9 protein-coding genes are annotated in these 12,278 nt (G+C 33.3%); 5 read left to right on the top strand and 4 right to left on the bottom strand.

The window, feature by feature from the left end; all coding sequences use genetic code 11:
* Nucleotides 1-907, top strand: a 907-nt coding sequence (locus GEZ89_RS04795) for an AAA family ATPase (RefSeq protein WP_153225150.1), incomplete at its 5' end; no start/stop codon positions are given.
* Complete coding sequence (locus GEZ89_RS04790) at nucleotides 904-1,929, top strand: hypothetical protein (RefSeq protein ID WP_153225149.1); 1,026 nt, start codon at nucleotides 904-906, stop codon at nucleotides 1,927-1,929. The genes GEZ89_RS04795 and GEZ89_RS04790, both read left to right, overlap by 4 nt.
* A 170-nt stretch (nucleotides 1,930-2,099) precedes the next feature.
* On the opposite strand, the gene GEZ89_RS04785 is transcribed toward GEZ89_RS04790, so the two are convergent.
* The 4 genes from GEZ89_RS04785 to GEZ89_RS04770 are packed head-to-tail and all read right to left on the bottom strand — an operon-like array spanning nucleotide 2,100 to nucleotide 9,777.
* Entirely contained in the window at nucleotides 2,100-3,923 is a 1,824-nt protein-coding gene (locus GEZ89_RS04785) for a helix-turn-helix domain-containing protein (protein WP_153225148.1), read from the bottom strand.
* A 17-nt stretch (nucleotides 3,924-3,940) separates the two neighbouring features.
* Nucleotides 3,941-7,081 (bottom strand): type I restriction endonuclease subunit R, encoded by a 3,141-nt coding sequence (locus GEZ89_RS04780; protein WP_153225147.1) that lies wholly within the window; start codon nucleotides 7,079-7,081, stop codon nucleotides 3,941-3,943.
* The gene (locus tag GEZ89_RS04775; protein ID WP_153225146.1) at nucleotides 7,074-8,198 is read right to left on the bottom strand and encodes a restriction endonuclease subunit S; all 1,125 of its coding nucleotides are present in this window, start codon (nucleotides 8,196-8,198) and stop codon (nucleotides 7,074-7,076) included. Before GEZ89_RS04775 ends, GEZ89_RS04780 begins: the two co-directional genes overlap by 8 nt.
* On the bottom strand, nucleotides 8,185-9,777 hold the full coding sequence (locus GEZ89_RS04770) for a type I restriction-modification system subunit M (RefSeq protein ID WP_153225145.1): 1,593 nt from the start codon (nucleotides 9,775-9,777) through the stop codon (nucleotides 8,185-8,187). Before GEZ89_RS04770 ends, GEZ89_RS04775 begins: the two co-directional genes overlap by 14 nt.
* Nucleotides 9,778-10,115: 338 nt before the next feature.
* On the opposite strand from GEZ89_RS04770, the gene GEZ89_RS04765 reads away from it, so the two are divergent.
* From GEZ89_RS04765 to GEZ89_RS04755, 3 genes are read left to right on the top strand one after another with little or no spacing between them, the layout of a single operon-like run.
* The gene (locus GEZ89_RS04765) at nucleotides 10,116-10,430 is read left to right on the top strand and encodes a hypothetical protein (RefSeq protein ID WP_153225144.1); all 315 of its coding nucleotides are present in this window, start codon (nucleotides 10,116-10,118) and stop codon (nucleotides 10,428-10,430) included.
* Complete coding sequence (locus tag GEZ89_RS04760) at nucleotides 10,430-11,506, top strand: cell division protein FtsK (RefSeq protein ID WP_153225143.1); 1,077 nt, start codon at nucleotides 10,430-10,432, stop codon at nucleotides 11,504-11,506. Before GEZ89_RS04765 ends, GEZ89_RS04760 begins: the two co-directional genes overlap by 1 nt.
* Nucleotides 11,503-12,126, top strand: coding sequence for a hypothetical protein (locus GEZ89_RS04755; protein ID WP_153225142.1), 624 nt, complete (start codon nucleotides 11,503-11,505; stop codon nucleotides 12,124-12,126). The genes GEZ89_RS04760 and GEZ89_RS04755 overlap by 4 nt, the downstream gene beginning before the upstream one ends.
* Nucleotides 12,127-12,278: the final 152 nt, after the last annotated feature.

Raw genomic sequence — 12,278 nt, 5'->3', positions numbered from 1 at the left:
AACTGCTGCAGAGTTAAATTATTTAAGAAAATCCTTACTATATAATATAGATATTTTAGTACAAAAATTTCAATTAAATTTTTCTAATATAGAAAAATATCTTTTAAAAATTGATAATAAATTATCATTGCAGTTATTTAGTATTTTACTCAGTTTAAAAATAACATATCAGAATATACAACAACAATATGGTATAGAAATGAATTATGAGGGGAAAAGAAGAGTACTAAAAATTAGCGATTTAACAGAATACTACTCGAAAGCATTTGGATATAGAGCTAACGAAATTATAAATTTAGATTTCGATATCTTGGAAAAAACCGGGAATTTTTTGATTGATGATTTAGTTGTTATAAAGAATAATAGCCCTATTTCTATATCTAGACTTAGTTCAGGAGAGTTAGCACTTTTTGTTCGGATTATGGAAATCAGCTTATATATTGAAAAAGATACTTTGATTTTAATCGATGAACCAGAAACCCATTTAAACCCATATTGGATAAATCAATACTATTACTTATTAAAAGAATGTTTCGCAAATCTGAATTGCCACTTTATTATTGCTAGCCAATCCCCTATTGTAGTTGGTATGTTTAATAAGGAACAAGTATTCTATCTTAAATCTGAAGATGATAGTATATCTGTTAAAGTTCTTGAAGAAGAAACCTTTGTGAACAATATTGATAGCATATTGAGTTTTGTTTTTGATGTGACGTATTTTAATAATCCCCTTGTAAAGAAGGAATCAGCAGATATCAAAGAATTGTCTGAGCGAGATTTATTCGGTGCTTTAGATAGAATTAATCAAATAGCATATAGTTCGGTAAGAAACCAAATTATTAGTGAAGTTTTAACGGAAGAAAAAATTACCCAGTTTGAAAAACTAATTAACGAGGTAGATAAATGAGTAGGAAAAGTAAATTAGAATTGCTATCAAAAGATATTAGCTCATTTCTAAACCAATGTAATAAAGGGGCTCCAACTTCAACGATTTTAAATAACAATTTAAAAGAACTTAAAACTGTTTACGATAAAGTTCCGACAATTAAAAAATTGATTGATGATTTAAGTAGAAGTAATTTTCTCGATGATATTATTGAACAGGACAATTTTTTTAATGAAAATTATTTTAAATACTTAGAACAGTCGACTTCTTGTAATCCAGTACCAAACACTGTTTTAGATATTGGTAGTTTTTATCAATCAAATAAAACCGACCCGTATTTTAGTTTTAAAGATATTTATTATTATATATTTTCTGAAAAATCTGAAACAGCTAAAAAAGCTTATTCTTTATATTATGAAGAATCAATAAAAAAATATTTTTCTAAGGGTAAGTATCAAACTTATTGTTCAGTTTGTCAACAACAAATTTGTATAGGTACAAGGGATTTGGATCATTTCTTGCCACAATCATATTTCCCAATCCTATGCTTAAGACATTTTAATATAGTACCAATGTGTACGATTTGTAATAGAATTTATAAAAGAGATAAATTACCTGCTATACCTGTAATTCATCCCTATAAAGTTGATTTTCCGATTGAAAAAATTCCAATATATTTAAAGGATTTAAAAGAATTAGAAATTCAAAAGCATGGCTTACCAAATGAATATTTGAATTACATAAAATATATGGGTTTAGATGAAAGGTTACATCATGAAGACATGGGAGTAATAGTGGAAAACATTCTAAAAGAAATTGAACAGAAAGCTGAAGGAGAAATTAGAGCAGATTTAGTTAAAAACAAAAAAATAGAGAATATTAGAGAGATTCTTAAAGAAGTTATAGAAGGATACAAAATATCTATCTTATCTCATAAAGAACCCTACCAATTTATCAAATTAAAAATATTAGAATTTCTATTACAGTCAGAAGATTACAAACGATTTGTGTTAACTTTGTACCAGAAATGCTATATAAAATAACATAGTTTCCTTTGGTTTTAGATTTAATAAAAAAACAAGGAATGAAATAGTGGTTCAATAAAGTAAACTATCTTCATAGTTATTCTATTCTTCAGTCGATCAAATAAACCGTGATTCAAAATGAAATCACGGTTTTTATTTATTGTTATCGGTAGTGGTTGGGAATTCCCTCATAACGTTGTTTTCGTAGTTAAGATACTATAGTTTAGATTGGTCAACATCTGATTGCAATCCTCTACAGAAAGCTCGTAAGATTTTTGGAGAAATTCAGCATAAATCATTTCCTCTATGGATGATTGTCGTAAGTTTCTGCCAGCAATTTCCATTAATTTTATGGAAACTGGATAAGGTAATGTTAAGGCTATACATAGTGCTACAATGGTTTGTAGTTTAGGTTCTTTTGCATTTTTTTGTAAACTATATATAGTTCTTTGCGAGATTAAAGCAGAAGCTTCTAAGTCTTCTACAGACATTTTTTTACGTTCTCTCAGATAAGAAATTGCACTTCCAAAATCGAATGGCAAGTTGTTTAAAATATCTACGGACTCTTTCGCTTCGGCATTTAGTATCGCTGCTCTTATTTCAAGCTCTAAATTATTATCACTACTATCATAATTGTATTGTTGTCGTTTATTTGTATCTATAGAGTTATTAAGAGCAGTAGATAAGTCGAAATAAAATATAAACCCATCAATGTTATACTTATGCTCTTTTTCAAATACAAGACAACATTCATCCATGTGAGTTCTGGCATAATAGGTCATGGATAGTTTATTATCTTCTAAAGTTTCTATATATTTAGGGAGATTCAAACAGATATGTGAATCAATATAAATAAATTTACCTTCAAGAAAAAGCTTACCTAGCAAATCATGCTTAGATAATAATTGAGCTAGATCATGAAATCCGATAGAAAAAGTTTGTTTAGGGCCTAAAAATCCTTTCTTCCAACTATGAGGTGGGACATATTTGCCATCTATATAGTTTAAGGCTCCTCTTGCTTCTTCTATACCAAATTCATAAAGTCTATTCTTAGTTGCTACTATTGTTGTTCCAAAAAAGTTTGCAGTATCTTTAATTAGTTGCTCAATGATATCAATCATTTCTGGCGGTTGACTGTTGCCACAAATTTCATGATATCTTTTTTTAATAAAAGCTTTTGTAGTTTTTGTGGGCATCATGAACTTAGGAACAAGATTATGTACTTGCCACTCCTTGGCTTCATTTTCTGTAAGTTCATTGTTAGAAGTAAGTTTGCACATATGAGTTGGAGATGCTTTTTCTAACTCTGCAGAATATTTATGAAGAATCCAGTGGAGACACTCGTGTATTATGGTACTATTTATCATTGCTTTTGATTTAATATTTTTATCAACGACAATAGTTTTAGCGGGTATCCCTGAAAATTTATCTTCATGAAAATAAAGACGTCCAAAGATTGAAGTATTTGAAGACAATTCGTCAAATTGTACATTTAAGCCTAATGCTTTAGCAAAAGAATATGAATCTAATTTAGTAGGAGTTTTTAATGCTTCTGGAAAATATTCCGATAGAAGTTCTTCAGCAATATCATCTAAAATTTTTTTACTAATATATGGAATTAATTCATCGGTTAAGGGCTTTGTAAAGTTCTTAAAGTTATTTGCATCATATTTCCCGATTGACTGAATTTGAAAATCTTGTATACCTTGATTTGCAGAACCAATGCAAGAAAATTTAAGTGTTAATACTTGTTTTTGAAATATGATTCCCTGAGAAGAAGTATTCAAATTAAAAACAGCAAAGATATTCAATAAAACATCAAAATCTAATTTCCCGTCTTCTCTCTCACCTGCATAAACTTTCTGGATGCTAGAATATTCAATTTCAATTGAACTAATTTCTTCTTTATTGAAAGAATGGAATTCTGTGTGATAAAGAAAAATGTAGAATTCTCCAATTTCTTTTATAGTTTCAAAAAAATGTTCTTTCACATATTTTGTAATAGATGCCATTAATCACTTCCTATAGATTAATTTGTTGATTTTTTAAAGTTTTCTGCTTGACCGAGTACTTGTTCAAATACTTCATCATTCCATTGTGGTGGATACCCATTCTCATAAAGTAAAATTGTTAAGTCCATATTAAGCTGACTTTTGATATCTTCACGACTAGCCCAATCAGCATATTGAGACTTATCGTCAACTAATTCTTTAATGGCCTTAGCTAATTCGATACATTTTTCATCAGCATATTCAAAATCATGTTCATCACGAACTTTGATGAGAATATCATAGAAAGCTTTTTCTTCATAGGTTATACCTATATTTTTGAAGGATTCCATATCATCTCGGAGATCTTTTAAGATTTTCATAATTTCGTCAGAAAGGCTATCAATGAAATCAGAAGTTACTCCAGATACAAATACTTGATTATCTCTATTATTATAAGAATCGACAACTTTTTCTAACCGTTTAGAAAACTCAATTGCTTTTACTTGGTTTGTTTGTCCATACTGATCGATTGCACGACGTAATAACTTGAGTAAAGCATTGAATTTTGTGATAGGCATATCTAGCTGATCTAATTCCTCTACAAAACTTTCATCGAATAAGTCTTGCTTTTGATTGTTTACAATATCTTCAACTCCTGTAGATGCGATTGCATTTTCAATCATAGTTTGAACATGCCTATTCATTGTTTCAGTATCGGGAGCATCTCCCTTTGTTTGCTTATAGATGATTGAACGAACTGCAAGATAGAATTGAGCTTTTTCTGTCTCCTCATCAGTTAGCTCTCCTGATGGATATACAATTTCATAGGCTGCTTTCATTCGCCGTGAAAGATACATGAATCGCATTTCCATGTCATGGGTAATTTGAACATACTCTGCTCCTCGATTAAGACAAAGAAGGCGTTCCGCCGGACTACCATTATAGAAGTCGGTAGCATTAAATTTTGTTAATAAATCATCGATAAGACTTAACTGATTTCTGAAAATCTTTAAGGTTATTTCTAACTCATCTATCGGCCCATCTTGGTCGTCCCCGTATTTCTTAATGGCTTCAAGCATAGCCCTCTTAATACCGATATAATCTACTACCAGACCGTGGTCTTTACCTTCGAAAACGCGATTGACACGTGAAATTGTTTGGATGAGCGTATGTTTTTGAAGTGGTTTATCTATATACATAACTGCAAGTGAAGGGACGTCAAATCCAGTAATCCACATATCAACAACAATTGCAATTTGGAAATTAGAATTATTATTCTTAAATTGGGTATCCAACATCTTTCTATGATTAGAATCACCTAAAAGATTATACATTTCAAGCTCATCGTCTTTGCTTCGTGTCGCAACGATATTGACTTTTGGAAGAGCTTCTAGTTTTTCTAACTCTTGTTTTGATAGATCGTTACGGTCAGTTTTCTTAGCTACAAACCAATCTGGACGAATTTTCGCAAGTTCTTGATAAACCATGAAAGCATGTTCGCGATTCGAGCAAACAATCATAGCTTTTTGAATAATCTTAGGCTTTGTACTAACGACCTTTTCAAAATGTTCAACAATATCTCCAGCCACTTTTCTGATTCGATCTGGGTGACTCAAGATTTGAGTAACTTTAGACATGGCTCGTTTACTAGCTTCAATTTGCTCGGTATTAGCCCCTTGTTCTTCAGCTTCACGATAATAGTTGTCAATTTCTAAAACTTGGTCCGGATTGGTGATAACTCTGGCTAAGCGTGGCTCGTAGGAGATTCGGACAGTGATACCATCTTCAGTAGATTCTTTCATTGTATATGATTCAACTACTTGACCAAAAACGTGAATAGTATCATCAATAGGAGTCCCTGTAAAACCAGCGTAAGTAGCATTAGGGAAAGAGTCTCGTAAATATTTTGCAAAACCATATGAGGTTTCAACACCTGCGTCTGTATATTTAAGTTTTGCACCAGTGTTCGTCTGGGTACGGTGTGCCTCGTCAGATATACAAATAATGTTATTACGTTCAGAAAGTAAACCAGTTGCTTCTTCAAATTTTTGAATAGTAGTGATATAAACACCACCACTTTCGTTTATGGAGAGTTCTTGTTTAAGTTCAGCGCGACTACCGATAGTTTTGACATTCTCAGTCTTTAAATAGCGTTTAGAACCTTCAAAAAGCTTGCTGGTCTGATTACTCAAATCTTCACGGTCTACTAAGATAATCACGGTTGGTGACTGAAAAACATCTCTATAATGTGTACCAAGTAAGCGTGCTAGGAAAAGCATAGTATTGGTTTTACCTGATCCAGTAGCACCAAAGTAAGTTCCTCCTTTACCATCACCAAGTGGCTTCAAATGTTCCTTGATATTTTCTAGCATTTTGGTTGCAGCAAAGAATTGAGGATAACGAGTGACGATTGCAGTTTCTTTCTTATCAGAATCTGGATAATAGATAAAGTCACGCAAAATAGCGATTAATCTATCTTTTGAGAAAGCTCCATGAATCATAGTCAGTAAGGTTCCGATACCGAGTGAGGCGGGAGCTTTTTCTTCATCGCTGACCTTGTTCCAAGAATAGTAGTACTCATATGGTGTGAAAATAGATCCTAATTTTGTATTGGCTCCATCCGAGATAACTGACAAGAATGCATATTTCATCAGATTTGGGATGTCTCGATTGTAACGAATATTAATCTGTTTCCAGGCATCGTGAACAGTTGTATTTTCATTGATAGCGGATTTAAATTCAAAAATAACGATAGGAATACCATTGATAAAGAGGAGCATATCAGGTCTACGTTCACGGACATCTTGGACTGTAAACTGATTAACCACTTTAAAAATATTATTTTCGGGTGTTTCAAAATCAATGTATTCAATGTGGAACCCTCCTTTACTGGAGTCGTCACGTTGAAGATTGAAACCTTCATTAACTAAGTAGAAAGCTTTACGATTTCCCATATAAAGTGGCGTATTAGGGACATGCTTGATTTTATTTATAATCTTTTCGAGCTCTGTTTTCGTGAGATCTGGATAACGACGACTCAAAAAGCTTTTCATATCGTCTTCGAGAAAAACTTCATCAAACTTACGATGAAGTTTGTCGCCATTGATATAGTCATACCCCTGTTCTTGAAATAGCTCAATAATAGCTTCTTCAAGTTGAGCTTCGGTAAATTTAGGCATTCGCATTCGCCTCCTTTATCGCTCCAGCAATCAAAATAGGACAAATATCCTTGATTTGCTGTTTGAGTCTTTCATTGATCTGCTTGCGTGTGATATAAGCATTATAAATATCTACGATAGACTGTTGGATATTTATGTCAGGAATAGGGATTTCGAATTCTATCAAATCCTCCCAATTATACGTTTCACGTGCAGATCCCCATGAATTGAATCTGGCAAATCTATCAAAATTATCTCGATTAAAATACATAAACAAAAACTCAGGTAACAAAATTTCCTTATCTGTAATCTTAAAAGTTATATAAGATGAGGAGACTAAATATTTTTCAGTAGTATTATTTTGTGCAATAGTTATTTTTTCACCATTTCTAGAAGTAACCGTTACGTAAGCAATCTCATTCGGTTTAAACAATTTATAATTAGATAAACTTACACCTGACATCTTAGCTTTTGTCGGAATAATTTTTTTATCGATTGATAATCCTCTAACAGAATCAACTCCTAATCCATCGTTTCTTTCGTCCGTCTGCTCTATGTATTCTCTAATTGCTTCACTCGGCATTTCCCTACGTAGTTTTTCAATCGTTGCATCACAAACCAGTTTCAAATCTTCCAAGCCATTTTCATAGGCTTTTTGATTGGCTAGCATGGCTTTATAAATTGCCACATACTTTTCTTGAATATGTAGAGGTGGAAGGTCAATTTCAATATCACACATATCATTCCATGAGAAAGTTTCACGTGCTGACCCCCATGAATTGTAACGTGCAAAACGGTCAAACTCTGGACGATTGAAGTACATGAAAAGGAACTCTGAGGAGAGTAATTCTGGTTCTTTTACTCTAAAAACAGTTGAAATAGATGAAACTAAATACTCATCATCTGACGAATTATAAGATAAGGAAATTTTTTCCCCACGTCTTGAAGTGTCTGCCACATAAGCAAAATACTTAGGTGGGACAACTTTATAAGATTTTAAACTGACCCCATCTAATTTTGCTTTAGTTTCAATAAATTCCTTACCCGTTGAAATACCAACAACAGAATCAGCTCCCAATCTATTTTCGTTACGTTCATCATAGGTTTCAATGTATTTTCCCAAATTAGTCAATGTCATAACCAATCCCCTTAAAGGCTTCTTCTAGGCTAACTTGTGAGGCTTTTTCTAGCGTCAAGACTTCTTTCATTTCAGCTTGAATACGAGCCATTTCTTTCTCATAATCAATTTCTAAGTCATGGTCAATAAATTCAACATACTTAGAAGGTGCAAGTGAGTAGTTAGCTTTGCGAATCTCCTCTAGACTTGCTGATTTGCATAATTCAGCTACATCTTCATAGCCCTCACCTGTTTGCCATGAGTGATAAATTGCTTTTACATCAGCAATTTGCTTATCAGTCAAGACTGTTTTTTTCTTTTTCTTTCCTTTTTCGACAACATATTGTTCAATATGGTCATCCCATCGCCTTAAGTCACAGAAAAGAATTTCATGTTCACGATTACGGTATTGATGACCGTTTTTCAGGCCACCTTTTTTATTGTTGTTCAAAATCCAAAGCGTTACTGAAATATCTGTGGTATAAAACATATCACGTGGAAGCACGATAATAGCTTCAATTTTATCATTTTCAATCAATTGCTTACGAATTTCATATTCTGTGCCATCTGCGTTTAAAGCCCCGTTTGCCAAAAGGAAACCTGCTATACCATCGGTTACATCTAGCTTTGAAAGCATATGTAAGATCCAGGCATAGTTAGCATTTGATGCTGGCGGAACTGCATATCCATCCCAACGAGGGTCATCCAATAATTCGTTTTCACCACGCCAATCTTTAAGATTAAAAGGAGGGTTAGCCATAATATAGTCAACCTTCATATCCTTGTGCTGATCATCTGTGAAAGAAGAAGATTCACCATAAGGTTTGCTTCCTAAATTATAGGAAATTCCTCGAATTGCAAGATTCATTTTGGCTAAACGACGAGTGTCAGGATTTTTTTCTTGACCAATGATAGAGATATTCTTTTTGTTACCGTGATGCTGTTCAATAAACTTCATTGATTGAACAAACATTCCTCCTGAACCACATGCCGGGTCATAAACACGACCAGAATATGGTTCGATTAGTTCTGCAATTAGTTTAACAACTGAAGGTGGTGTATAGAATTCACCTTCTTCTTTTGTGCTGGAAACAGCATAAGATTGCATGAAATATTCATATACGCGACCAATCAAGTCGTCCTCATGGAATTTTTCAGGATCTATTTTATTAATTTCATCGATTAGGTTTTTGAGAGTTCGAATTTCAGCTCCAAGACCTGAATAAAAATTTGACAAGAGGGCACCCTCGAGAGAAGGATTGTCTTTCTCGATAGTCGCCATTGCTGTATCAATTTTGACTGCGATATCATTTGAACTTGCCTCTTTAACCAAATAGGACCAACGGCACTCAGGTTCTAAATAAAAAACATTCTCTGCTGTATAGAAGCTTTTATTTTCTAAAAATACTGGAATATCTCCATGCTTATCCTTGATTTCTTGACGACGCTTTTCAAATTTATCGCTAGCAAATTTAATAAAAACAAGGCCAATAACAGCATCACGGTTTTTCTCAGTTCCACCTGCCCCACGAAGAGCATTACGACAATTGAAGAGAATGGTTTCCAAAGTGACTTCTTTTTGTGTTGCTTTTTTAGCCATTATAAAGAACCTCCATACAGGCAAACATCATTGATGCAGAATGTTAAAGAAATACCTTTGATATTGATACGTTCTACCACAATAAAGCTCCTAAAAATTTGATAATTATTATTACTATTATAACACGTGAAAAAATATTTAAAAAAAAAATAACGTGTTTTTGCACCGTTAGTACATGTTTTGAGGGGGATTTATAAAAATTAGAGTTACTTTTCAAGTAAAAAGCTTATTATATCAGTACTTATAGGCCTGAACTGACAGTTCATTGTTAACCTGTGATTATTGAAGTATACTTAGTATGTTCTTAGCTAAGACAAAAAAAGAAAGAGGTAAATCGCATGAAAACAAAAAATCGTAAAAATGGCTATTCAGCTAATACTGCAAAACAATATGTCGATCAAAAACAAGCAATCCATTGCTTGAGTACTGAATTTGAAGCACAGATTAAGTTTGAAGATGGTCAACCTACAGGCGAAATCATCGGGCACAAGGCATGGTTCTCTCAGAAAGGGTTACCACCGTTCCAGGTGAAGTTTGAATCTGAAGTGACTCTTCCGTCTTATCTAGCGATGGTTGACTTTGATGGATTAGAAGCCTGCGAAGTCGGCTACAATGTCTATTTCCGTGCGAATAACATCAAAGAGGTCAAATAATGACTACTAAAGAGCTTGCTCAATACTTGCTCCAAGCCCTGAATATGGGGCTTGGGAGCATCATGCAAGGAGAAACTAGTTATACTAATAGTTTTGATATCAAAATCATGAAAGATGGTTTTCTATTTATTCCACGATTGCCAGCTGGGTACATCGTTGATGATGATCTTTATCAGAAGATTTTTCTAATCGCTAATGCAGCTCTCTTTCCAAGGTATACGGTATTAAAACAGAACTCTGCTTACTTTCTTGCTCTTGAAACTGATGATATCCATGTTCAAAGAGGTCTGTTTTTCCCTTGGAAAGTCGGAATTTCAGAAAGAATTGTAATTTCAGATTTAGAACAGTTTGTTTTGAAGCAAGAAAATAACACAATACCAATAATGAAAAATCTAATTCTAGATTTTAACAAAGTAACTTCTATAGCAATCGCAGGAAATAGTGGTTCAGGAAAGTCTTACGCGCTGACTTACTTTCTGAGTTTATTGAAAAACTTCTCGGATTTAATCATTGTCGATCCCAAATTTGATACACCATCAAGGTGGGCTCGTGAAAATGGTATTGCAGTCATACATCCTCAGCGCAATCGTTCAAAGTCAGATTTTGTATCGGAGATAAATGAAAATCTTAGCTCGTGTTTAAATCTCATCCAAGTACGTCAGGAAATTCTCTATGAAAATTCTGAAGAAGAATTTAAGCATTTAACTATTGTCATAGATGAAGTTCTAGCGTTATCGGAAGGGGTCAATAAAACGATAAAAGATTCTTTCTTTTCACTCTTATCACAGGTTGCTTTACTAGGACGAGCGACTAGAGTACACCTTTTATTAGTTAGTCAACGTTTTGACCACAATACAATCCCAGTTTCTGTTCGAGAACAACTAAATGTATTGATTCAAATCGGAAATATTAATAAGAAGACAACACAATTTCTATTCCCAGATTTGGATCCAGAGGGTATTGTCATACCAGTTGGAAAGGGTACCGGTTTGATACAAATCATTGATAATGAGCATCCCTATCAAGTGTTACCATTATTATGTCCAACGTACTACACTAAGAAAGGTATTTTATGAATGTCAAAAAGAATTTCTTTCAGAGAACGTTTAATATTACAGTGACATTACTTATGTATAGCTTGTTTTTCCTTTGTTTGACAATTGGTCTTAGATTACTACAAGATTTGATTGCGAATGCTCAAAGTACATACTTATCTCATCTGTTTGAGGCGATAAAGCAATGGGCTAGTAAAGGTGAGTACTATACAAAAACTCTAGCAATTTTATTACCATTAATTGCAGCATTTATCATCATAATTGAGTTAATTCTACGATTGCTCTATGACACACCTATAAACTATTTTAAATCTGCATATCAAACGATTCGACTAGCACAGTTTTTACGACAAGACGAGAATTCTCAACTGGCCTTTTCAATTGATAACTCTTCTACTGTGACAAGGTTCAATCCTATTTTAAGGAAATTCAATAGAGCAACATCTAAGTGTGTTGTTGACGTAAGAAAAGATTCTGTGACGATTGTGATTAAGTATCCAAAGACTCAACAGGCTCAGAAACTTCTGAGAGACATGGAATCCTACATCAAAGAAGAAATTTCTAGTCGCAATCCAGACTATTATTTTTCTGCACCAAATAGGAAAGGTAATAAGCTCTGGTTTAAATCTACAAAAAGATAATAAATTGGCAGTGCTTGGTTCACGTAGTGAAGACCAAAAGTACTGCCTTGTCATGAAATCTAATTGACAGATACAATGGGGTTACTACGACCCCCATTGTATCAGTAATCAATAATCACATGAATTGCAAACAATTTGAAAATGCTATTTGA

The organism is Streptococcus mitis (genome assembly GCF_009496285.1).
GTDB lineage: Bacteria > Bacillota > Bacilli > Lactobacillales > Streptococcaceae > Streptococcus > Streptococcus mitis_BP.
Note: the sequence above shows the minus strand (reverse complement) of the source record. Positions and strands in the feature narration are given on the sequence as shown.